Genomic DNA, 24,559 nt, shown 5'->3' on the forward strand with positions numbered 1-24,559 from the left:
GAAGACGGAGTTGAAAGTGGAGAATAATCTGGATACAGATAAAGTCAGAGGGCTGGTATGGAGGCTGGCATTTCCTTCCATGCTGGCTCAATTTGTGAATGTAATGTACAGCATTGTGGACCGTATGTACATTGGAAATATTCCGCAGACCGGCGCCCTGGCCCTGGCCGGTGTGGGAATATGCGGTCCCGTGGTCACACTTATATCATCTTTTGCCAGCTGGATTGGAGTGGGAGGAGCGCCTCTTATGAGTATCCGTCTGGGACAGAAAAACGAGAGGGCTGCCGCCCTGATGGTGGCCAACTGCTTTGCACTTCTGACAGGAATGGCCCTTATTATCATGACGGTGTCCTATCTGTTTAAGGATCAGCTTCTGGTATTCTTCGGTGCGGGCCCGGCTATATTTCCCTATGCCAACCAGTACATGAGCTGGTATCTGACAGGCACTGCATTTGCTTTGCTCTCAGCGGGCATGAACCAGTTTATCATATGCCAGGGATTTGCCACTGTGGGCATGAAATCAGTGGTGCTGGGTGCTGTCAGCAACATCGTGCTGGACCCTGTGTTCATCTTTGTTATGAACATGGGAGTCAGGGGAGCTGCCATTGCAACCGTGCTGTCACAGATGGCCTCCTGTATCTATGTGCTGCTGTTCCTGTTCGGGAAGCGTCCCCTGGTACGGATTACCTTTGGCGGGTACAGGTGGAAAACCATGAAGAAGGTGCTCTTAGTGGGCTTGTCCCCGTTTCTAATCATTGCCTCGGACAGCCTTCTCATCATTATCATGAACATGGTTATAAGCAGCTATGGGGGACCTGAGAGAAGCGGCATGCTACTTACCTGCAACACCATTGTACAGAGCTTCATGCTCATTATTACCATGCCGCTGGGAGGAATTACCGGTGGAACACAGACCGTCATGGGGTATAATTATGGTGCGGGCCGTCCTGACAGGATACGGAAGGCGGAAAAGCATGTACTGCTTTTATCGGTTGCCTTTACAGCTGTCATGTTCATTATTGCCCAGGCAGGACCGGGATATTTTGTCAGGATATTTACAAGGGAAATGTCCTATGTCCAGGTTACGGTGTGGGCAATCCGGATATTTACCCTGTGTATCATCCCGCTGGCTGTGGAATATACGGTGGTGGACGGATTTACAGGTATGGGAATCGCAAAGGTGGCCATCAGCCTGTCCATGTTCAGAAAGTCGGTCTATTTCCTTGGGATGATTTTGCTGCCCCGTTATTTTGGGGTAGAGGCCGTGTTTTATGCTGAGCCCATATCGGATATCATGGCCTGTTTAGCTGCGTCCACAACGTTTATCATGTTAAGCGGAAAGGTTCTGAAGGACAATCGCAGGCTGTTTTGATTGGGCAGTTTGGGGGCAGTCAGGCAGAAACATACATAAATGGAAGGAAGAGGAATATGAATATACTGGTAAGCGCCTGTTTGCTGGGGGTGGAATGCAGATATAACGGCCGTAGCGTGCTCATTTCCCGGGCAGAGGAACTTTTAAGCAGACATCACCTGATTCCGGTATGTCCGGAAATCATGGGCGGTCTGGCCACGCCCAGGACACCGGCGGAACGGGTGGGTTCAGGAGTCATCACAAGGGATGGCGGGGATGTCACGGCAGCATATGAAAAGGGCGCCAGGGAAGTGCTTAAGCTGGCGCAGCTTTACGGCTGCCAGGCAGCCATACTAAAGGAGAAGAGCCCTTCCTGCGGAAGCGGGCAGATTTATGACGGCACATTTACCGGCACCCTTACAGAGGGGGACGGTGTCTGCGCCGCATGTCTGAAGGAACATGGGATTAGAGTATATGGGGAGAGCCAGGTGGGGAGACTGTTGGAAGACATAGAAAGGTAAAGGTGTATGAGGGAAGAAAAAAACAAGGCAGAATCCATACCTGCCCGGAGCGAGGCAAGGCGTCCCCGCCGAAGCCGCAGCAGGGAGGCTTTCAAACAGCGCCAGAAGGAGCTGGCAGAAAGCAGGGCGCAGGAGCGCAGGGTACAGGAGAATAAGTTGCAGGAGAATAAGATACAGGAAACCGGAGGGGCGGGCGAAGACAGAACTCGTGGCGGACTGCCGGGAAATGACGGTCAGGGAACTTTGGATGCACAGGGAAAAGGTCATAGAATCCTGAGCTGGAAGGCTGCTGCCCTGATTCTGATTCTGTCCGGCGTTGTGCTGGTTGGAGTCTATGTATTCAAAGCCCTGGGTTACAGGAATACATATTTTCCCCATACAGTTATTAACGGGATGGACGTATCAGGGAAGACCGCGGAGGAAGTGAAGGAACTCATAGCCTCCGGTGTAAACGGGTACGGCCTTGTGCTTAAGCTGCGGGAAGATGAACAGGAGACAGTCACCGGTGAGAAAATCGGCCTTCACACTGTGTTTGACGGAAGTCTGGAGGAAATCATACGCCAGCAGAGTCCTTTCCGCTGGCCCAGATATCTGCTTAAGGGACCATCCTACGATATAAAGACCATGATTGCCTATGATGCTGACGCTCTGGAACAGACACTTAATGGTCTGTCCTGTTTTGACAGCAGCCGGGTCATTCTGCCCGCAGACGCTTACCTGTCGGACTATGTGAGCGGACAGGGATATTCCATTGTACCGGAGACAGAAGGAACCGCACTTGATATGGATAAGGTCAGGGCCCAGGTGCAACAGGCCATATCCAGTCTTGCTCCGGAATTGGACCTGGATGCATTGGGGTGTTACAAGGCTCCGTCCATCCGCAGTGACAATACCTCGCTGGCAGCGGCCAGGGATGCCAGGAACCGCTATGTGAATATGACTGTGACCTATACCTTCGGCAGTAAGACAGAGATACTGGACGGGGATGAGATACATGAGTGGCTTGTGTCTGACGGGGAACAGGTTTCCATTGACCCGGACCAGGCAGCACTCTATGTAAAAAGCCTGGCCTCCAAGTATAATACGGCATACAAGAAGCGATCCTTTGCCACCAGCTACGGGCAGAACGTGGAGGTATCCGGTTTTTACGGCTGGAGGATCAACCAGTCCGAGGAGACCAGGGAACTTATGGGGATTCTGGAAGCAGGAGAGAGCGTCACCAGGGAACCTGTATATTTGCAGACAGCCGCAAGCCATGATGTGCCGGATTACGGCAGCACGTATGCGGAGGTGAACCTGACGGCACAGCACCTGATTTTTTACAAGGACGGGCAAAAGGTGATGGAGTCTGACTTTGTCTCCGGCAATGTTTCCAGGGGGCATACCACGCCTCCGGGGATTTTCTCCATTACATACAAGCAGAGGGATGCGGTGCTGAAGGGGGAGGGATATGCCAGCCCTGTGAAGTTCTGGATGCCTTTTAATGGAGGCATCGGTTTCCACGATGCCAGCTGGCGGTCCAGCTTCGGCGGTTCCATCTATAAGAGCGGCGGGTCCCACGGCTGCGTGAACATGCCCTATGACAAGGCTAAAGAGCTCTTTGAAAATGTATATGCGGGCATGCCTGTCATCTGTTATAACCTTCCGGGAACAGAGAGTAAGAAATCCAGCCAGTCCTCCGGCAGGGCGCCTCAGGAGACAGCGGCGCCTACGCAACCGTCGCCTGTGCCCACACAGGCACCTACGCAGCCGTCGCCTGTGCCTATACAGGCACCTACGGCGGGGAACCCGTCCGTTCCGACAGAGACACTGCCGTCAGAAACATTGCCGTCAGAGGCAGTACCGCCTGAAACATCACCGCAGCCATCACAGCCTCAGGTCATTATACAGCCTGCGGACCAGACAACGGCAGCACCCGCCCAGACACAGCCGTCGCCCGGAACCACAGAAGGGTACGGCCCGGCCTTCCAGACACCCCAGTCCGGCTCAGCAGCCGGGCCGGGCGTCAGCTGACAAAACTTGTTGTGTAGGGGCCAAACCATAAGGATTTTTGCAGGAGGCAGTCGATTTTTCAAGTGAATTTATTGACAAATGGAAAAAACCATTTTATAATGCCTTTAATGCATCTAGGGATTACTCGTAAAGCCATTATTCAAAATTAGGGAGGATATGGACTATGGTAGAAAAGAAAGATGTTAAGGCAACTGTAAAGGCAGCAGCACAGGCAGCACAGCCGGCAGAGGCCAAGACAGAAGCAAAACCAGCAGTTCCGGAGAAAGTAGAAGCAAAGGCAGAGGCGGCAGTTCCGGTGAAGGCAGAAGCAGCTCCTGTTGAGAAGGAAGCAAAGGCAGCTCCGGCTAAAAAGACAACAGCCAGGAAAACAGCAGCCAAGAAGGCAGCGGCTCCGAAGGAGACAGCTAAGAAGGAGGCAGCAGCGGCTAAGAAAGAGGCAGCCCCCAAAGCAGCAGCTAAGAAAGAGACCGTGAAGAAGGCACCCGCCAAGAAGGCAGCAGAGCCAAAGGCGGCCATACATTTCCAGTTTGACGGCAAGGACCTTGTGGCAAAGGATGTGCTGGACCAGGCTGTGAAGGCATTTAAGAAATCACACAGGGGCGTTGAGATTAAGAACATTGATCTGTACATTGTCGCAAACGAAGGCGCAGCCTACTATGTGGTGAACGGTGAAGGCGGAGATGATTACAAGATAATACTGTAATTCGGTATAAAGGATTGAAGGATGAAGTGGGTTGCTGTATCATGGATGCAGCAGCTCATTTATTTTATGTGCCGCGGGCAGGCATAATCAATAAAGACATAAAATCAATAAGGATAGGAAACAGGGCAGTATGGCAGATTTACCGGTACGATTTGAAGAACGGATGAGAGTATTATTAGGAGATGAATATCCGGCCTTTGCGGCCAGCTATGACAAGGAGCGGGTCCAGGGATTGAGGTTTAACAGCCTCAAGTTCCCGGACGGGAGACAGGATGCCGTCGGAAGCGGAAAAGACAGGGAAGTGGGAAAATCCGGGGAAAACGGAGAGGACAAAGAAACCTGGGAAGAGGCCGGTGCTGCCGAAGCAGCGGAACGGGTCAGGCAGGAGACCGGGTTTACACTTGAGCGGATTCCATGGGTGAAGGAAGGGTATTATTATTCCGGGGACAACAGGCCCGGAAAGCATCCATATCATGAGGCAGGGCTTTACTATATCCAGGAGCCCAGTGCCATGGCCGTGGTGGAATTATTAGACCCCAGGCCGGGAGAGCGTGTGCTTGATTTGTGTGCTGCGCCGGGAGGAAAGTCCAGCCACATCGCTTCCAGGATGAAGGGAATCGGATTTCTCCTGTCCAATGAGATTCATCCGGCCAGGGCCAGGATACTTTCCCAGAACATGGAGCGGATGGGTGTGCAGAACGCAGTGGTGTCCAATGAGGATGCCCAAAGCCTGGCCGGGACATTTGACCATTTTTTCCACAAAATCGTGGTGGATGCCCCCTGTTCAGGGGAAGGAATGTTCCGCAAGGATGAGGAGGCCAGAATCCAGTGGAGTGAGGAACATGTGAAGATGTGTGCCGCCCGTCAGGGAGAGATACTGGACCATGCAGCGGCCATGCTGGCGCCCGGGGGCAGAATGGTATATTCCACCTGTACCTTTGCCCCGGAGGAGAATGAGGGGACGGTTCTGGCCTTCCTGGGACGCCACCCTGAATTCCGAACAGAACAGGTGCCTGCCTATCCTGGTTTTACCAAAGGAAAGTCCCGGTGGGCAGGGCCGGAGGCGGAAGGCTGGGGCCTGGAGCGGACACTTCGCATCATGCCCCACATCCTGGAGGGAGAGGGCCATTACATGGCTGTCTTAAGAAAGGAGGGGGAGCCGCAAAATGCGGCAAAAGCAGGGAGCAGGGACAGGCTGTATCTGGACAGCAGAAAGAGAAAAGAGGTGTTCAGGGATTACGATCCCTTTATCCGGAACACCCTGTCAGAACCGGACACCTTCCTGGAGCGGAAGGAATACGTGCTGTTCGGGGACCAGCTGTATCTGGTGCCGGCCGATATGCCGGATATGAAGGGACTTAAGATTCTCCGGCCGGGTCTTCATCTGGGCACCCTTAAAAAGAACCGTTTTGAGCCCTCCCATGCCCTGGCACTGGCGCTCAGGAAGGAGGAGGTGAAATGCTCCTGGGAACTGTCCCCCTCCGGAGACAGCGTAATCCGGTACCTGAGAGGTGAAGCCCTCAGCGAGGACGCAGGAATACCTGAGGGACGCCTGAAAGGCTGGGTGTTAGTCTGTACCGGCGGTTTCAGCCTGGGCTGGGCCAAGTATGCGGGAGGCATGCTCAAAAACCATTATCCCAAGGGGCTGCGGTGGAATTAAAAAACGTCAGGTGCCTGGTGGCAGGAGTCGTTCCATATCTTCAGGCAGCCCGGCCGTGAATTCCATCTCCTTTCCTGTAATGGGATGTTGAAACTTGAGGAGATAGGAGTGGAGGGGCTGACGGTCGATATACCGGTAATCCGGGCAGTATAAGAAGTCTCCGGGAAGGGGATGCCCTATGGACCTCATGTGGACCCGTATCTGATGCGTCCTGCCTGTTTCCAGGCTGAGACTCACCAGAGACAGGTCCTTTTCTTCGTTGTAGAGCAGGGTATGGTAATGGGTGACTGCCCTTTCGCCTGTCTCAGGGTCCACCCTGCGCTCGATGGTGGATCCTTCTGCCCTGGCAATGGGGCTGTCAACCGTGCCTTCCTCCGGTGTATGCCCAAGTACAATGGCCCTGTACTCCCGCCTGATTCTGCGCCTGGCCATTTGTTCCGATAATATACAGGCGCTGAGCATATGCCTGGACAGGACCAGCAGCCCGGTGGTATCCCTGTCCAGACGGTTGATGACCCGGTAAGTAAATGCTTCCCCCTTTTCATGAAAGTACCAGGAGACAGCGTTGGCCAGGGTATTGTCATAGTGGCCCTGGGAAGGGTGGATGGGCACGCCTGCGTCTTTATTGATTACCAGTATGTCCTCGTCCTCATACACAATGGCAAGAGGAAGCTTTACCGGCACGATGTTTCCGGAATCCTCCTCCTCAGGCAGCGCCACCTCCACTGTCTCCCCGGCTTTAAGACGGTAACCTGCGTAGACCGGCATTCCGTCTACCGCAAGTCCCTGGCCTGCCTTAATGCGTACCACCAGCCGGTGGGAAAATCCCTTTGCCTTTAAAAACTGTCCAAGGACAATCCCGTCCTCCCTGTCTCCAATGGTATAACATATAACTCTCCGTCTCATGTCCGTCCCTCAAATCTGCTTTCTGTAAGACAAATCTTTTGTGTCTGTATATCTCTGAAGCTATCACTTGGTTTTCGCTGATAATCTCAAAGGAATTCCTGTGCAGCCCTATTTCAAATATTTTTTCTTGCTGGCAGCGTGGTCTACGATGGCGTCCTTTCGCAGGAAGCTGGCCCGCTTTACGCTGTCTATTCCATATTTGCTGCGGATGGCATCCACTGCCCTTTCAAAATCCTTTTTCTTCTGAAGTCCGGGGTCGTCAAAAAGGCTCATCTGTGAGAACCCGTCATCGGAAATCTTACCGGCCCGCACACCCATGAGCCGCAGGGGCGTCATGTTCCAGGATTCCCTCAGCAGGCGGCAGGAATACTCATAAATCACGGAGGTGGAATCCGTTGGTTCCGGTATGACCATCTGGTGTGACTGATTCCTGAACTCCCAGTCACGCAGCTCCACACAGACATTATTGCACAGCACATGGTCCGCCCTCAGCCTGGCGCCTACGGTTTCACAGAGGGAGAGCAGGACCTGACAGGCGCTTTCATAGTCAGATATATCCCTGGAAAGGGTGATGCTGTTGCCATAGGCCTTATTTACAGGTTCCTTTTCAGCCACAGGGTCATCATCAATGCCATTGGCGTACTGGCGGATGAGGACCGCATACTTTTCGCCCAGGTGGGACTTAAGCACCTCCAGGTTGCAGCATGCCAGCTGCCCGATGGTATGTAATCCCAGATTCTCCATCTTCCTCTGGGCTGCGCCTCCCACAAAGAACAATTCCCGTAAAGGCAGGGGCCACATCTTATCAGCCACCTCCCGGGGAAACAGGGTATGGCATTTATCCGGTTTCTCAAAGTCAGAGGCCATTTTAGCCAGAAGCTTATTGGTGGAGATTCCGATATTCACCGTAAATCCCAGTTCCTTCCTGATTCTTTCCCGAATCTCATTGGCCACCTCCAGGGGGCTGCCAAAGAGATGGATGGTGCTGGTCATGTCCAGAAAAATCTCATCAATGCTGAACTTCTCATGGTCCGGCGTGTATTCCTCCAAAAGATCCATCATGCGCCGGGAGCATTTAATGTAAAAATCAAACCGGGACGGGACAACCACCAGCTCCGGGCATTTACGCATGGCCTGAACCAGGGGTTCCCCAGTGGTGACCCCATACTTCTTAGCCAAAGGAGACTTAGCCAGCACGATTCCATGGCGGGACTTGGCGTCCCCTCCGACCGCAGAAGCAACAGTCCTCAAATCCAGGGCCTCCGGGTCCTGAGAAAGCCGGTACACGCATTCCCAGCTTAAAAATGCTGAATTCACATCAATATGAAAAATAAGACGCTCCCTCTGTCCCATCATAAAACACCGGCCTTTCTGTTTTATTGTCCGCTTACAGATATCATAGCAGAATATGTGTTCGGGGGCAAGAGGGAGATAGGTTGGGGATGGAGGGGAGACGCGTATGGAGGGGGATTGGCGTCCGTGGGAGGAAGGAGACAGGCGGGGATACGGCTGCGGGGCAAGTCCGGTCTAAGAGACCGGCTAAGCCCCTGTAGATGCCTCCCCGCCTGTTTCCCCGCCTGCCTCCCCCCGCCTGCCTCCCCCCTCACGCCCATTCCCCAACCCACATTCCCAGTAATAATCATTTTCCTCCAAGAATACTATTAAAATAAAGCCAACTAGGCGGCGTCGTTTATGAAGCATTGGATTTTTTTGATAACACTGACAATATCACTGGTCTGTACACGGATGAATGCGGCGGCAGACAGTTGGACTTCGGTACCTGTGACGGAAGAGCCCCGGGGGGAAGGGGATTTCCTGAAGCTGTATGCCCAGTCTGCTGTCCTTATGGATGGGGATACCGGCAGAATATTGTATGGGAAGGGACAGGATATTATCCGGCCCATGGCCAGTACTACGAAAATTATGACCTGTATCCTGGCTCTGGAGAACGGAAGGGGGGAGGATACGGTGAAGGCGTCTTCCAATGCCGCTTCCCAGCCCAAGGTGCACCTGGGTGTGCGGGAAGGAGAGGAGTACAGGCTGGAGGACCTTTTGTATGCCCTGATGCTGGAATCCTATAATGATGCGGCTGTGATGATAGCGGAGCATATAGGAGGCAGCGTGGAAGGATTCGCCGCAATGATGAATGAGAAGGCTGCCGGGCTGGGCTGCGGGGATACCTACTTTATTACGCCCAATGGGCTGGATGGGGTTAAGACGGATGAACAGGGAAAGGAGCATATCCATTCCACCACAGCCTCTGATTTGGCCCAAATCATGAGGTATTGTGTAATGGAGTCCCCTGCTAGGGATGAATTTTTAAAAATAACACAGACACAAAACCACTATTTTACAGATGTGGCAGGGAAACGTTCCTTTAACTGTTATAATCACAATGCGTTTTTGACTATGATGGAGGGGGTCCTGTCCGGGAAAACGGGATTTACAGGGGGCGCCGGGTATTCTTATGTGGGAGCCATGGAGAATCAGGGAAGGACTTATGTGATTGCCCTTCTGGGCTGCGGCTGGCCGCCTCATAAGACGTATAAATGGTCGGATGCAAGAAAGCTCTACTCCTATGGGCTGGAGCATTTTAAGATGAAGGATGTGTTCCAAGAGGAAACCTTTGCCAGGGTTCCTGTGGCAGGGGGACTGTGCTGGAAGGAAGGGGAAGGCGCCACTGACCAGGTGGAGCTGTCCATGATGCTGAAGCCGGATGATATGCACCTGACATTGTTGATGGGAGAGGGGGAAGAAGTGCGGGTGGCGAAGAAGGTTCCTTCTATATTAATGGCCCCGGTCAGGGAGGGACAGCAGGTGGGAAGCGTGGATTATTACCTGGGAGATGTGCTGGTAAAAAGGTTCCCTGTCTATGCCATGCAGGGAGTGGAGAAGATGAATCTGAGGCGGGCTGCGGACCGTGTGCTGGATTTGTTTCTGGTGCGGTAGGAGGAGGTTGTGGGGGGGGGGGTGAATTTTAGGGAGTTGTGGCCGGGATATGCCAGGATTTGCCACATTATTTAATCTTTTCTTACAAATCTTTGTATTATGTGAAGTTTCCGCCGTTCTTGTTGACATATGAACGCTTTTGTCATTATAATAGGATTAATGCCATAAAATAGAAATTCATACGAATTATGGATATGAATGAAGATACAGGAGATTTTTACATAATGAAGGGAAAAAAGTTAAAAAGGGGCCTGGCGCTTGTGCTGGGACTGATGCTGGCCGCTGAGGTTCCGGCATCTGTGGCAACGCCTTTTAAAATGTTTGATTCCTATGCATATACAGGGGCGGCCACGGTTAAGGCCACCTCTTTGAATGTACGAAACGGAGCCGGCACCGGCTATTCATCGGTGGGCAGGCTGGCAGCAGGAGCGGCAGTTACCGTTATCGGGGAACAGCGCGGAACAGACGGCAATACATGGTATCAGATTCAATACACCGGAACGGGCGGAGCCGTTAACACCGGCTATGTCTCGTCACTCTATATCAGGCTTCCGGTGGCCTATACCACGGATTCTAATTTTGAAGCATATCTCACCTCACAGGGATTTCCGGAGAGCTATAAAAACGGGCTCAGGCAGCTTCATGCCCAATATCCGAATTGGGTATTCAAAGCCAAGAACACAGGCCTGGACTGGAATACGGTCATTGAAAATGAGTCTGTACTGGGGCGCAACCTTGTGGCCACAGGCAGCGTTTCCTCCTGGAAGTCCGTTGCCAACGGAGCTTATAACTGGGACAACAGCACGTGGACCGGATTCGACGGCAGTAACTGGGTGGCTGCTTCCGAGGATATCATACGGTATTACATGGACCCCAGGAACTTCCTGGATGAGACGTATGTGTTCCAGTTTCTCAACCATGAATATGATGCGAATACCCAGACAAAGGAGGGGTTAAACAGCCTCATATCCGGCTCCTTCCTTTCAGGGACAACGAATTCCACAGGAACAGGGGGAAGTGATTTCTCCAGCGGGCCAGGAGCTTCATCTGAAGGTCCCGGTTCAGGCAGCCCCGGCTCCTCGGGCAGTTCCTTAGGTTCTACCAATGGGCCCGGGCGCAGTACCTATGAAGATACACAGCATGGACCAGGGGTTTCCGGCAGTTCTAACGGATCCAGGGCAGCAGCGGTTTCTCCGGGAGGCAGCTCCTCAGGCGGGTCCTCAGGGGGCAGCAGCCCTTCAGGCAGCGGGGAAGTGAGCCTTGAGTCCCCCCACGCATCCATTGAGCCCAGGGAGCGCAATGTGGTGTCTGCCAGCGTAAGCCTGGTGGCTCCGGGACAGGACGGATCCGGCAGCGGCAATGGTCCCGTGTCCTCCGGACAGAGCGGCAGCGGCACTTCAAGCGGTCCGGTGGCTTCACCCGGATCGGATAATGTGGTGGACCAGACCGGCACGTCGCCGGGAGGCGGTTCCACAGGTGCCGCGGTTCCTTATGCAGACATTATCATGGCCGCGGCCAGTCAGTCAGGGGTAAGCCCTTATGTGCTGGCAGCCATGATTCTCCAGGAGCAGGGCAATAATGGTACAAGCCCTCTTATTTCCGGTTCCTATTCCGGCTATGAGGGGTACTATAACTTCTTTAATGTGGAGGCATACCAGTCCGGCGCAGTATCCGCCATTGAGATGGGACTCAGGTTTGCGTCCCAGTCAGGTTCCTACGGACGTCCCTGGAACACGGTGGAGAAGGCTATCCGGGGCGGAGCCCAGAATTATGGGGATAATTATGTGAAAGCCGGGCAGAATACATTTTATCTGAAGAAATTCAATGTCCAGGGGTCAAACCTTTATAAGCACCAATATATGAGCAATATCCAGGGAGCTGCCTCAGAGGCGGCCAGGCTGTCCCAGGCATATACGTCTGATATGAAGAAGACAGCCCTGGAGTTCCATATCCCTGTATTTAACAACATGCCTGAGCAGCCCTGTGTGGCGCCTACCGGAGACGGCAGCCCCAACAACAAGCTGTCCGGTCTTGGCGTGGACGGATTCAATCTGACTCCAAGCTTTAACAGGGATACCCAGGAATATAATCTGATTGTGGATTCTTCTGTGTCCAATATTACAGTCAGCGCATATGCATCGGATTCCAATGCGCGTGTGGACGGCGCGGGCAATGTCTCCCTGCAGAATGGCGGAAATGACATTTCCATTGCTGTGACGGCCCAGAACGGAAGCGTGAGGACCTATACCATCCATGTGGTGAAGCAGGACGGCGGTCCTACCCAGGGAAGCGGAGGCTCGCCTGTATATGGAGGAGGCAGCAGTTTTGGCGGTACGGTCAGTCCGGACGGCAGCGGCGGACCAGGCGGTTCGGGCGGACCGGGAAGTCCTTCCGGAAGCGGCAGCGGACCAGGCGGAAGCAATGTTACCATTGTAGAAGTGCAGTCCTGATAAAGGGAAGACATTATAATCAGAAAGTGGGAAATGATGATGATTAGACGTATGAGACATGCGGCTGCAGTTCTGGCAATGGCGTGCGTGATGACAGTCATGATGCCGGCACAGATGATGACGGCCTTTGCAGCAAATGCAAGAATCGCCTTTTCCGACCCATCGGCAACAGTGGGCGGCAAGATCAAGGTGAATATGAAGATAACCAGCAGCGGCAACCTGGCCAACGCGGATGTGATGCTGTCCTATGATTCCAACATATTGGAATTCGTGGACGGCACCAATGCGGACGGAGGGGCAGGAGCTGTCCGGGTTCATGGGGATGCAGGCACGCCCAATACGGGAACCCTTGCATTTACCCTTAATTTCAATGCCATAGCAGCCGGGACCAGCAAGATTGAGGTCACCAGCCAGGAGATTTATGATTCCAACTCACAGATTGTGACGGTTAACCAGCAGGGAAGCTCCACTGTGACGGTCAGCGCCCTTCAGTCAGCTTCCAAGGATGCCACCCTTAAATCCCTCCAGATTTCACCCGGAAGCCTGACACCGGCATTTTCACCGGATGTGGACACCTATGCGGTGACCGTTGGAACGGATGTGGATAAGGTTATTGTCAGCGCAGACTGCACGGACGAGAACGCCACAAAGGTGGTCAGCGGAAACGAAGGTCTTCAGATGGGCGAAAATCGTGTGACATGCCGTGTGACAGCCCAGGATGGTGAGACCATCAAGGAATACGTCATTGTGGTGACCAAGGCAGAGGGCGGCGCCAGTGCGGCGGATGCCGATGCTTCTTCCCAGGTAAGGATGCGGATTGCCGAGCGCGTTATCACTATTCTTCCGCCTGACCCTGAGGTGAAGGTTCCGGAGGGATTCAAGGAGAGCACCATCAATATTGACGGCCACAAGGTTCAGGGCTGGGTATGGGGCTCTGAGGCAGAGCATCAGTACTGTGTTGTGTACGGCATGAATGAGGCCGGAGAGAAGGGCTTCTACCGTTATGACATGAGGGACGATGAGAGGACCATCCAGCGTTACTTTGAGGACCCGGCCATCAGCGGTTCCGTGACAAAGGAAGTGTACGATGAGCTGGCCCTTACATACGACAAGATTTACGATGATTACAGTCTCCTTAAGATACTGCTGATTGTGACCATTGTCATTGCAATCATTCTGCTGGTCATCCTTTTGGTGGTTTTATTTACCAGGGGTTCCGGGAAAAAGGGCGGCAGCCGGGATGAACTGGGTGACAAGAAGGACGGTCCGCGGGGCAGCCGGGGCAGAAACAGCAGGAAGGAAAGGGCGGAGGAGCCTGAGCTTCCAGAGGATTCAGAGGATTATCAGGAATACGCCGATGAGGAGGAATACCAGGACTCTGACGAGTACGATGAATCTCAGGAATATGAGGATGATTCTGTCTACGATGACGATGAGGACTACAGAGACCTTCCGGAGGACGATTATCTGCTGGCGGAAGAGGACGGGGACATCTATGATGAGGATGAAGATGCCTATGAGCCGGAAGAAGAGCCTCAGGTGGAGATTCCGGTGAAGAAGCCTGTGAAGCCTGCAAGGCCGGCACAGACACCAGCCCGTACGCCGTCTCTGACACCAGCCCGTACGCCGTCTCAGGCGCCGGCATCCGGGCAGAAGCCTCCTGTGAAGCAGGAGCGGCCGGCTGTCAGAAGGGAAGCAGAGCAGAGGTCCGCAGAAACGGAAGGACAGGATGATGATTTTGAGATTTTTGATTTGTAATATCGGATAAAAGAACAGAATGACAGATAATAAAGGCAGCAGCCATCCGGGAAGATTCCCATGGCTGCTGCTTTTTTGGGCCGGGAGCTGTACAGGGCTTTACTGGAGGCAGGAACAATCCTTAATGATAAAAATTTATTATCAGACCATCACAATATATAATTATACTTTATTTTTTTGGGTTGTTATAATAATAACATAAGCCTTTTAATATAGAGTATTTATAAGGGATAAAAGAATAAAGGAGGAGGCATTTCATGGGATACAGAATGGATTTGAAGGATGCCGGCAGGATGTTTGCAAAGCTTCAGGAAGAGTATGAGATATGGGCGCCAAAACGTTTTGTGGGTAAGGGCAGGTATTCCGACACAGACCTGATTAAGTACGCCAGGGTGGACCGGGCGGAGGAAATCGAGTACAGGGAAAAATCGGATTTTCCGGCCAAGGAGGTATTAAGCCCCATTACCCAGTCCCTGTTCTATTTCACAGAAGATGAATTCATTGAAAGCAAGGCTGTTTCCAAGAAGCTGCTTATATTCATGCGGCCCTGCGATATCCACGCGCAGCATCATCAGGAAAAGATTTATTTGACCAACGGCGGTTATGAGGATATATATTATAAGCGCATGAACGAGAAGGTCAAGATAGTGATGATGGAGTGCGGCGAAGGCTGGGATACCTGCTTCTGTGTCAGCATGGGAACCAACAGGACCGATGATTATTCCATGGCAGTCCGTTTCGGGGAAGACGGACTGGAGTTCCAGGTAAAGGACGATGCATTTGCCTCCTATTTCGAGGGCATGGAGGAATGTCCCTTTGAACCACAGTTCGTGGAAAAGAATGAGCTGACCCTCACGGTGCCGGAGATTCCGGATAAGGAGGTTCTGACAAAGCTTAAGGAACATCCCATGTGGAGGCAGTTTGACGGCCGCTGCATCTCCTGCGGCGCCTGTACCGTGGCGTGCAGCACCTGTACCTGTTTTACCACAACGGATATCATATACAATGAGAACCGCAACGTAGGGGAGCGCAAGAGGACTTCCGCCTCCTGCCAGGTAAAGGATTTCACTGAAATGGCCGGCGGCATGAGCTTCAGGAACAGGGCCGGGGACAGGATGCGCTATAAGGTGCTCCACAAATTCCACGACTACAAAGCCAGGTTCAAGGACTACCATATGTGTGTGGGCTGCGGACGGTGCATGGACCGGTGTCCTGAGTACATATCCATCGTGGCTACAGTGAATAAGATGGCAGACGCTGTTGAGGAAATAAAAGCCGGTAAGCAGGCATAGGAGAGGGGATGCAGTCATGAATAATATAGTGAAGCCAGTGGCATGTAAGATACGCGAGGTAAGGCGGGAGAGCCTTCATGAATATACATTCAGAGTGGAGACAGACATCCGTCCGTCTCATGGACAGTTCCTGCAGCTTTCCATCCCAAAGGTAGGGGAAGCACCCATATCCGTCAGCTCCTTCGGGGATGGCTGGATGGATTTTACCATCCGTTCCGTGGGAAAGGTGACGGACGAGATATTTGAGAAGCAGCCGGGGGACATCCTTTTCTTAAGGGGAGCCTACGGCAAAGGATGGCCGGTGGAGCGGTTTCAGGGTAAGCACATGGCGGTCATCACCGGCGGCACAGGGCTGGCGCCTGTGAAGAGCATGCTGAATATGTTCTGGGAGCAGGAGGATTTTGTGAAGAGCGTGCACCTGATCAGCGGATTTAAGAATGAGGACGGAATCATTTTCAAGAATGACCTGGACCGCTGGAAGGAGAAGTTCACCGCCATCTATGCCCTGGATACGGATCACAAGGATGGATGGGAGACAGGTTTTGTCACAGAGTTCGTGTCAAGGATTCCCTTTAAGGATTTTGGGGAAGACTACAGCGTTGTGGTGGTAGGACCGCCGCCTATGATGAAGTTTACGGCCCTGGAAGTGCTTAAGCAGGGCGTGCCTGATGAGAAGATATGGATGTCCTTTGAGCGCAGGATGTCATGTGCCGTAGGCAAATGCGGACACTGCCGCATTGATGAGGTGTATGTCTGTCTGGACGGACCTGTGTTTAATTATACCCAGGCCAAGTTTCTGGTTGATTAAGAGAGGGGTGGCGAAGGAATGAATCATGATATTGATATAAAAAAGGTAAGAATCAACTGTTTCAGACAGTCCAAGGTGGCAGGGGAGTTCATGCTGCAGATGCGTGTTCCGGGAGCCATGATTGAGGCAAAACACTTAAAGCTGGTGCAGGACCTCTGTGAGCGCTTTGGCAACGGCACCTTCCATCTTGGCACCAGGCAGACATTTGACATACCCGGTGTAAAGTATGAGAATATAGAGGAAGTAAATAAGTACATCAAGTCATATATCCATGACGTGGACGTGGAGATGTGCGGCGTGGACATGGATGTGACGGATTACGGTTACCCCACCATCGGCGCCAGGAATATCATGTCCTGTATCGGAAACGCCCACTGCATCAAGGGCAATGCGAATACATACGAGCTGGCCAGGAAGATTGAGCGCCTGGTATTCCCATCTCATTACCATATCAAGGTGGCTGTGGCCGGATGTCCCAATGACTGCGTTAAGGCCAACTTCAACGATTTCGGCATCATGGGCATCAATAAGCAGGTATATGACATTGACCGTTGCATTGGCTGCGGTTCATGCGTGGACGCCTGCAGGCACCATGCCACAGGCGTGCTGAGCCTGAACCAGAACGGCAAGATTGACAAGGACATATGCTGCTGCGTTGGCTGCGGCGAATGTTCCCTGATTTGTCCCACCGGAGCATGGACCAGGGGCGATAAGAAGCTGTACCGCGTAACCCTGGGAGGACGTACGGGCAAGCAGAATCCAAGAGCAGGCAAGCTGTTCCTTAACTGGGTTACGGAGGATGTGATACTGGGCATGTTTGCCAACTGGCAGAAGTTTTCCGCCTGGGCCCTGGATTACAAGCCGGAGTATCTCCACGGAGGCCACCTTATTGACCGTGTGGGCTATAAGGAATTCGTAAAACATATCTTTGAAGGCGTGGAGTTCAATCCTGAGGCAAAGATGGCGGATGATATTTTCTGGGCTGAGAATGAGCAGAGAGGAAACATGCATGTGATGCCGCTGTCTGAGCATAAGCACGCAGGCCCCCAGAAGCCGGCGGAAAAACAGGTATAGGGGATTTTTGTGATATTTTAGGGCCAGACAGGGATACTATACAAAGTAAGTACAGACAGCGCGGAAGAAGATGCGGACTGCCGGAAATTATTAGTGTACACTAATTTATACAGTGACATTTTGGAAAAAATGTAGTATACTTCTAAGCGAAATAAATTGACGGATATTTAACATATTATGGACGAAAGGAAGAATGAATATGTACTGTGTAAAGCGCATCAATGATGATTTGTTCTGGGTTGGCGGTACAGACCGGAGGCTGGCCTTATTTGAGAACGCGTATCCTATTCCGCGGGGTGTTTCCTACAATGCTTATCTGTTGCTGGATGAGAAGACTGTGCTGTTTGACACGGTGGACAGAGCAATCACGGAGCAGTTTTTTGAGAACATAGACGCACTGTTAAAGGGACGTGACTTAGATTACGTGGTGGTGAACCACATGGAGCCGGACCACTGCGCCACCCTTGGGGAGATTGTGCTGCGGTATCCGGGGGTGCAGGTTGTGTGCAACCCCAAAACCGTTCCGATTATCAAACAGTTCTATAATTTTGACATTGATTCCAGGGCCATCGTAGTCAAGGAAAATGATACCCTTTGCACCGGTCGGCATACATTTACCTTCCTCATGGCACCCATGGTACACTGGCCGGAGGTTATGGTGACCTATGATACCACGGACAAGACCCTGTTCTCCGCAGATGCCTTCGGCACCTTCGGGGCCATGAACGGCAACCTGTTTGCGGATGAGGTCAACTTTGAGAGAGACTGGCTGGATGATGCCAGACGGTATTATACCAATATCGTAGGCAAGTACGGACCTTCCGTGCAGACCCTGTTAAAGAAGGCATCAGGCCTGGATATCCGTACCCTGTGCCCGCTTCACGGGCCGGTATGGCGCAAAGATATAAGCTGGTATGTGGACAAGTATCTGACCTGGAGCAGCTATGAGCCGGAGGAAAAGGCCGTGATGATTGCCTATGGTTCCATCTATGGCAACACGGAGAACGCAGCCAATATCCTGGCCTGCAAGCTGGCGGAGAGAGGAATCAGGAACATTGCCATGTATGACGCTTCCTCCACCCATCCTTCCACCATTATCTCGGAGGCATTCCGCTGCAGCCATCTGGTGTTTGCGTCAGCCACCTATAACGGAGGCATCTTCAGCAGCATGGAGCATGTACTCATGGACCTGAAGGCCCATAACCTGCAGAACAGGACCGTGGCCCTGATGGAAAATGGCTCCTGGGGCGTGCTGTCAGGCAAGCAGATGAAGGAAATCATCGGCTCCATGAAGAATATGACCATTCTGGAACAGATGGTGACTGTAAAATCATCTCTTAAGGAATCCCAGATGGAAGAACTGGATGCCATGGCGGATGCCATTGTGGAATCCATGAAATAGCAGCACTGAATCAGTGACAATAATGATTTTAAACGATTTGCCGGATGGCTTTGTTGGAGCTGTCCGGTATTTTATTGCGTTTTTTTATCATGGTGGCATAAGACATGCCGGTTCTGTATTTTTGTCTGAAACATGTATTGCAATACGTAGAAAATCTGTAATTCAATGAATAATATATTGTATTTTTAGAATCCCTGTAGTAAAATAATAACTGATTATAGGTTCTCAGCCCCATGTTTCCGCACCATATCTGCCAGACAGCGTATGACGGGAAGAAGCTCCAGGGCTTCCTTTTCGCTTAGACTGTGGAGCTCCCAGAACAGCTGCTGCTTGCTGTCGCCCATGGAGTCGGTTTTAGGGTAAAAGATACGGTCAGCGGGAATTCTCAAAGTGGTTACCAGAGGATAGAGCACCTCGAATTTGGGGTTTCCACGGAAATTTTCTATATTAATAATGGTACGGACATCTATGCCCAGCTTCTCTGCCAGGGAAGCCTGGGACATTCCCTGTTCTTCGCGGGCCTTTCGGATGACCGTACCTAAAGTTTTAACGTAATCATGCATTGCGATTCACCTCAATACTAGTGTACACTACACTTCTTATATTATGAATTACTATGCAGTACATATAAATAATGAATTGAAATACACCAAACTCCTGGATGTAATAACGGGAGGGGGAAAGGAAGTTTTGCATGGGTGAAGGGACAGAAGACAGAATGCAGGCGTGCATGAAACGCGTGGTGCCGGAAGCAGGGCTTGAAAAGGAATATGCACAGCCGCTTCTGACATTATTTGACGAACTGCTGGCCTGGGACCCGGCATCAGGGGACAGCCGTATTATATTTTACACAGAGGGCAGGGGACGGCTGCGGGAGAACCGTACAGAGCAGGAATTTCAGGCATTTGCCTGGAACCATGTACACCCTCGGGAGTGCAGGCAGTTCCAGGCATTTTTCAGCGCCGTGCATATGAAAGAACTTTCCGGGAGCAGAAGTCCTGATAAGCTGGTTTACCGGCAGAGGACGGCAGAGGGAGGCTATGTGTGGGTGGAGGTGGTGGCCATAACAGCCGGTAACGGCGGCACCATCCTGTGCTATGTCCGTGACATGGGAAAGGAAGGACAGAAGCGGTACATGCAGGAACAGATTATTGACCGGTACGTGTACAGAAACTGCGATTTCTTCCTGTGTCTGGATGGTGACACGGGTTATTATGAGATTCTTCAGAAGAATGACAGCTGTATTCAGGAGCAGATGCCTTATTCAGGGAACTATAAACGGGAACTGGAAGCCTGTATCAGGAAGTATGTGGTGCCTGAGGACAGGGACCTGCTTCTGGAAAAAGCATCCATGGGCAATGTCATGGATGCTTTGGAACGGGAAGGCGAGCTGATGGTAACCTATGGAGAGAAGGGCATGGACGGCCGGTATGCCCGCAAATTGCTGCGCTATGTGTACTTTGACAGACAGGAGCGCAAGATTCTCCTTATGCGCCAGGATATCACGGCAGAGTACCTGGAGCAGCGCAGTCAGAAGAAGCGCCTCAGCGACGCGCTCCTTCATGCAAGGATTGATTCCCTTACAGGCCTATATAACCGCCAGGCAGTGAATGCTAAGATCAACGGAATCCTGGGGGAGGCCGCAGTGATGCCGCCTTCTGTGCTGCTTTTTATTGATTTGGATAATTTTAAGACTGTAAACGATACCCTTGGCCACCGGTATGGGGATAAGGTGCTGTGTTCTGTGGCAGAGTGCTTCCGCAAGGTCCTCCGCACTTCCGACATAATCGGAAGGGTGGGAGGTGACGAGTTCGTAGCCTTTCTCTCAGGAGTCACATCCATTGAGGAGGCAGGCGAGTGCGCCGGACGCCTGTGCCGGGCAGTGAGCCACATACCGGATTTAGACCTGAAAGGCTGCGGGCTGTCCTGCAGCATCGGAGGGGCTGTGTGCCCAAGGGACGGAAGGGATTACGATTCTCTTCTCATGAAGGCGGATATAGCCGTTTATGAAGCCAAGCGCCGGGGTAAGAATCAGTTCGCGTTTTACGGGCCCGGAATGAAGCTTCATTCCGAGCCCTGACGGGTGGGGCGTGTCTAACCAACCACTTCAATGTGATAAGTTTTCAGCCAGAAGTTGACCTGGAGGATATAGGCCAGCATCTGAGGGCCGGCCATGAGCTGGCCGTACCAGGGTTTTCCGTAGTCAGAGGGACTGGTGAGAAAGCGAGCCAGTTTTTTTCGGTCCAGGAAATCCATTACCGGGGAATGGCTGTCGTCCATCATTTCCCTTACACGATCCACAAGCAGTTTTTCATAGGCAGTATCATAAGTTTTAGGATAGGGGGACTTTTTCCGGAACAGTATTTCATCCGGGAGAAGTCCTTTTCCCGACTGGCGGAGCAGGTTCTTTACCTGTCCGTCCCTTGTTTTCATGTCCCAGGGCACGTTCCAGACATATTCAATGATTCGGTGGTCGGCAAAGGGAACCCTTGCCTCCAGGCCGGAGTACATGCTGGTGCGGTCCATGCGGTTGAGAAGGGTCTGCATGAACCAGCGCAGGTTCAGCCAGGCAATTTCCCGGCGTCTGGCTTCCTCCGGGGAATCCTCTGCCAGGACAGGGGTCTCTGCCACGGAGCGCTCATAGGTTTCCAGCACGTATTGGTCCATGTCCAGATACTCTAAGAAGCTGTCATTCAACAGGGCCTTTCTTGGGGCCAGGTCCATGGTCCACGGGAATGTGTGGGCTTCAAAGCATTCCTTTTTATGGAACCAGGGGTAGCCGCCGAATATTTCGTCGGCGCATTCGCCGGTCAGGGCCACCTTGTTGTGTTCCTTGACCATGGAGCAGAACTGGAGCATGGAGGAGTCGATGTCCCCCATGGCCGGCAGGTCATGGGCCAGGACAGAATCAAACAGACGGTCGGCCTGGGTCAGGTTGCCGCATTCCAGGTGATGATGGTCGGAATCCAGGAATCTTACCATCTGGTCCACATAGGGGCGGTCCTGGGAAGGTTGGAAGGAGTTGGCCCGGAAGAATTTATCGTTGTCCACAAAGTCAAAGGAGAAAGTGGTCAGGCGCTTTCCCTGTTTTTTCAGTTCTTTTGCGCAGATGGCAGACACAAGGCTGGAGTCCACGCCCCCTGAGAGGAAGGTGCAGATGGGCACATCTGAAACCATTTGCCTGCGCACGGAATCCTCCACCAGAAATGACGTTTTCTCAATGGTCCTTTCATAGCTGTCCTCATGGGGACGGCTGGCCAGCTTCCAATAACTCTGCTGGCGGATTCCAACCGGGCTGCATATGAGGTAATGCCCCGGAAGCAGCTCATCCATGTCCTTTAGAACGCCGCAGCCATAGGTCCTGGCAGGTCCGATGGAGAACACTTCATTCAGCCCCCTCCGGTCTAACTGCGCCTTGACGCCCGGATAGGCCAGGATTCCTTTGAGCTCGGAAGAAAAAATGAGTTCTTCATCCCTTACCGTATAGAACAGCGGTTTTACCCCGGCCCGGTCCCGGAACAGGCACAGCCGGTTATGGGCCGTGTCCATGATGGCAAAGGCAAAGATGCCGTTCAGGCGCTTTACAAAGTCAGGACCGTATTCCATGTAGCCTGCCAGTATGACCTCCGTGTCGCTGGAGGTCTGGAAGGAGCAGCCCGCGGCCATGAGTTCCTGGCGCAGTTCATCGGTATTGTACAGTTCCCCGTTGTAGACAATGGCAAAGGTCTGTCCGGAGCCTGATTTCACCATGGGCTGGTGTCCTCCGGCCAGATCAATGATGGACAGTCGGGCATGGGACAGGCCGCCGTGTTCCCAAAGCCATCGTCCGGCGTCATCCGGGCCTCGGTGCCGTAAGCGTTCTGCCATGGCCTGCAGGACAGATTCATAGTGTTCTTTCTCTTTCAGGTAATGGTCATGAGGGTTATAAAAACCGGCAATTCCGCACATAATTCATTCCTCCTGTCATGATGTGGAAAGATGTTTGATTGTAAAAAGGTGATGTCCGGAGGGGACGGTACGCCTGCAATACTGTGCCCCAGGAATCCGGCCATCAGAGCATGAAGCATGCCAGGGCAAAGGTACAGGCAAATCCAATACAGACCGGTATCAGGTTTTTCCTCGCCAGTTCCAGCGGGCTTACATTGCAGATGGCGGCAACTGGGATGAGTCCCCATGGCACGATGGTGCCGCCGCCCACGAAGATTGCCGTAATCTGGCCCAGGGCTGCCATGACCGGTACAGACGAGCCGGTGGCGGTTCCAAAGGTCCTGGCCAGGGCACCGGTAAGGGGAAGGCCCGAAAAGCCGGAACCGTCCAGTCCCGTCAGTCCGCCAACTACCATCTGTATAAAGGCAGCCATATATTTATTCAGGGGGGCGTTCTGCGCCAGCCACAGGGCCCAGTCATTCATGATGCCGTGGGTGAACCGTTCCCCCATGATGGAGGTGATTCCGTCCCCGCCTAAAAAGAAAAAGGCGCCGATTATAATAACCGGAGCAAAGATGCGGATAGCAAAGAGAAAGCCTTCAGTGACATAGCCGGTGACCTTTTCCAGGGACTGTTTCCCAAAGCCCAGCAGAGCGCCCAGGCAGGTGAGAAGGAGAGCGGTGCCGGAGACCATGCTGGTGGCATCCCCGCCCTTCAGGCCGCACAGAAGCATAAGGATAACATCCCCTGCAAAGGCAAGAGGAGTGAAGACAGCCAGGAACAGGGCGGCCTTCCTGACCTGCGGCCTGGAAGGTTCTGCCTGTATGGAGAGCCGGGGGCCCCTGGCATCCAGCTGACTCCTGTTTAACACATATGCGCTGAGAACAGTGACAATGCCCATTATCCAGAATAAAGGCCATGCCTGCTGGAGGATGGAGGAGGTGTCAAGTCCTGCTGCGCCGGCTGATATGGCGGGAGCTCCCTGAATTACCACATCGTAGCTCAGCGCAAAGCCGTGTCCGAACAGATTCATGGCCATGGCCGCGGCTAAGGGATTCAGGCCTGCCTTCACCGCAAAGGGCAGCATGATGGCCCCCACCAGCGCAACCGAGGGACTGGGCCACAGGAACAGGGAAAACAGGAACATGGTGAGTCCCAGAATCCACCAGGTCAGGGAAGGGTTTTTCATAATGCCGGCCATGGGAACCATCATCAGATAGTCGCTTCCCAGGTCCTTCAGGCATTTGGACAGGGAGGTGACCAGGGCAATTGTGGCCAGCACCTCCATGAATTTCCTGCCCGCATAGAGAACAGCGGAAAATACGGTTATGATGCCGCCGGTAACGGATTTAAGGCCGATGAGGCCCAGGATGAACAGGAAGGCGATGCAGACGGCAGGCGTATCCTTTTTGATGACCATCACTGCCAGGATAACGATGACGCCTATGAGATAAGCGTAGTGGAGCGGAGTCAGCACTACTGCGGATTCTATCATAATAAATCACTCCTGTATTTATGGAATATAATCTATGATATGGGGAAATGCTCTCCTCCGTGAAAAGGAAAACAGGAAAATAGGGGTTGATTTTATGGCCGGGTGCTGGTATGCTAGATAAGGATTAAATTTTGAAAAAAGGAAGTGAACCGGAGTGGAAGGTCGAAGTCATAAGTTGGAAGCAGACAATTATCATAAGCGTATGGTAGTGGGAGCTGTGCCGGCGGCTTTTTGCTTTCACTGCCGTTAA

General features: G+C 52.6%; 18 protein-coding genes. 13 read left to right on the plus strand and 5 right to left on the minus strand.

The features are described 5' to 3' along the window. Window positions 1–10 precede the first annotated feature (10 nt). The 5 genes from G614_RS0102670 (at window position 11) to G614_RS0102690 (ending at window position 6,248) form a co-directional block, all read left to right on the plus strand. Window positions 11–1,372 carry an MATE family efflux transporter gene (locus tag G614_RS0102670; protein ID WP_027640682.1) on the plus strand — a complete coding sequence of 454 codons (1,362 nt, stop codon included), beginning with the start codon at window positions 11–13 and terminating at the stop codon, window positions 1,370–1,372. 56 nt (window positions 1,373–1,428) lie between these two features. Then, on the plus strand, window positions 1,429–1,872 hold the full coding sequence (locus tag G614_RS0102675) for a DUF523 domain-containing protein (protein ID WP_027640683.1): 444 nt from the start codon (window positions 1,429–1,431) through the stop codon (window positions 1,870–1,872). Between the two features lie 6 nt (window positions 1,873–1,878). Next, window positions 1,879–3,885, plus strand: coding sequence for a L,D-transpeptidase family protein (locus G614_RS0102680; protein ID WP_027640684.1), 2,007 nt, complete (start codon window positions 1,879–1,881; stop codon window positions 3,883–3,885). 163 nt (window positions 3,886–4,048) lie between these two features. Continuing rightward, complete coding sequence (locus G614_RS0102685) at window positions 4,049–4,588, plus strand: DUF6465 family protein (protein WP_027640685.1); 540 nt, start codon at window positions 4,049–4,051, stop codon at window positions 4,586–4,588. 130 nt (window positions 4,589–4,718) lie between these two features. Beyond that, the gene (locus G614_RS0102690) at window positions 4,719–6,248 is read left to right on the plus strand and encodes an RsmF rRNA methyltransferase first C-terminal domain-containing protein (protein ID WP_027640686.1); all 1,530 of its coding nucleotides are present in this window, start codon (window positions 4,719–4,721) and stop codon (window positions 6,246–6,248) included. A 6-nt stretch (window positions 6,249–6,254) separates the two neighbouring features. On the opposite strand, the gene G614_RS0102695 is transcribed toward G614_RS0102690, so the two are convergent. Together G614_RS0102695 and G614_RS0102700 are read right to left on the minus strand one after the other, a co-directional pair. After that, window positions 6,255–7,154: an RluA family pseudouridine synthase gene (locus tag G614_RS0102695; protein WP_027640687.1), complete on the minus strand. Its 900-nt coding sequence runs from the start codon at window positions 7,152–7,154 to the stop codon at window positions 6,255–6,257. 108 nt (window positions 7,155–7,262) lie between these two features. Next, on the minus strand, window positions 7,263–8,510 hold the full coding sequence (locus G614_RS0102700; RefSeq protein WP_027640688.1) for a DNA polymerase Y family protein: 1,248 nt from the start codon (window positions 8,508–8,510) through the stop codon (window positions 7,263–7,265). 336 nt (window positions 8,511–8,846) lie between these two features. Here G614_RS0102700 and G614_RS0102710 point away from each other — a divergent pair, with 336 nt between their 5' ends. From G614_RS0102710 to G614_RS0102745, 7 genes are all read left to right on the plus strand, one after another. After that, on the plus strand, window positions 8,847–10,103 hold the full coding sequence (locus tag G614_RS0102710; RefSeq protein WP_027640689.1) for a D-alanyl-D-alanine carboxypeptidase family protein: 1,257 nt from the start codon (window positions 8,847–8,849) through the stop codon (window positions 10,101–10,103). 224 nt (window positions 10,104–10,327) lie between these two features. Beyond that, on the plus strand, window positions 10,328–12,553 hold the full coding sequence (locus G614_RS0102715; RefSeq protein ID WP_027640690.1) for an SH3 domain-containing protein: 2,226 nt from the start codon (window positions 10,328–10,330) through the stop codon (window positions 12,551–12,553). 39 nt (window positions 12,554–12,592) lie between these two features. Beyond that, window positions 12,593–14,311, plus strand: coding sequence for a cadherin-like beta sandwich domain-containing protein (locus G614_RS0102720; RefSeq protein ID WP_027640691.1), 1,719 nt, complete (start codon window positions 12,593–12,595; stop codon window positions 14,309–14,311). A gap of 257 nt (window positions 14,312–14,568) precedes the next feature. Continuing rightward, window positions 14,569–15,603: an anaerobic sulfite reductase subunit AsrA gene (gene asrA / locus G614_RS0102730; protein ID WP_027640692.1), complete on the plus strand. Its 1,035-nt coding sequence runs from the start codon at window positions 14,569–14,571 to the stop codon at window positions 15,601–15,603. A 16-nt stretch (window positions 15,604–15,619) separates the two neighbouring features. After that, window positions 15,620–16,411, plus strand: a complete 792-nt coding sequence (gene asrB / locus G614_RS0102735; protein WP_027640693.1) for an anaerobic sulfite reductase subunit AsrB — start codon at window positions 15,620–15,622, stop codon at window positions 16,409–16,411. A gap of 18 nt (window positions 16,412–16,429) precedes the next feature. After that, a complete protein-coding gene (gene asrC / locus G614_RS0102740; protein WP_027640694.1) occupies window positions 16,430–17,485 on the plus strand; it encodes a sulfite reductase subunit C in 1,056 nt (351 codons plus the stop codon). Window positions 17,486–17,684: 199 nt separating this feature from the next. Further along, window positions 17,685–18,887: an FprA family A-type flavoprotein gene (locus G614_RS0102745; protein ID WP_027640695.1), complete on the plus strand. Its 1,203-nt coding sequence runs from the start codon at window positions 17,685–17,687 to the stop codon at window positions 18,885–18,887. Window positions 18,888–19,102: 215 nt separating this feature from the next. Here G614_RS0102745 and G614_RS0102750 read toward each other — a convergent pair whose 3' ends face one another. Next, a complete protein-coding gene (locus G614_RS0102750; RefSeq protein WP_027640696.1) occupies window positions 19,103–19,450 on the minus strand; it encodes a helix-turn-helix transcriptional regulator in 348 nt (115 codons plus the stop codon). Between the two features lie 131 nt (window positions 19,451–19,581). Between G614_RS0102750 and G614_RS0102755 the strand changes: the two genes are divergently transcribed. Further along, window positions 19,582–20,967 carry a GGDEF domain-containing protein gene (locus tag G614_RS0102755; protein WP_027640697.1) on the plus strand — a complete coding sequence of 462 codons (1,386 nt, stop codon included), beginning with the start codon at window positions 19,582–19,584 and terminating at the stop codon, window positions 20,965–20,967. A 14-nt stretch (window positions 20,968–20,981) separates the two neighbouring features. Here G614_RS0102755 and asnB read toward each other — a convergent pair whose 3' ends face one another. Next, complete coding sequence (gene asnB / locus G614_RS0102760) at window positions 20,982–22,835, minus strand: asparagine synthase (glutamine-hydrolyzing) (RefSeq protein WP_027640698.1); 1,854 nt, start codon at window positions 22,833–22,835, stop codon at window positions 20,982–20,984. A 103-nt stretch (window positions 22,836–22,938) separates the two neighbouring features. Then, window positions 22,939–24,309 (minus strand): hypothetical protein, encoded by a 1,371-nt coding sequence (locus G614_RS0102765; RefSeq protein WP_027640699.1) that lies wholly within the window; start codon window positions 24,307–24,309, stop codon window positions 22,939–22,941. Between the last annotated feature and the right edge of the window lie 250 nt (window positions 24,310–24,559).

The sequence above is a fragment of the [Clostridium] clostridioforme AGR2157 genome (assembly GCF_000424325.1).
Classification (GTDB): Bacteria; Bacillota; Clostridia; order Lachnospirales; family Lachnospiraceae; genus Enterocloster; species Enterocloster clostridioformis_A.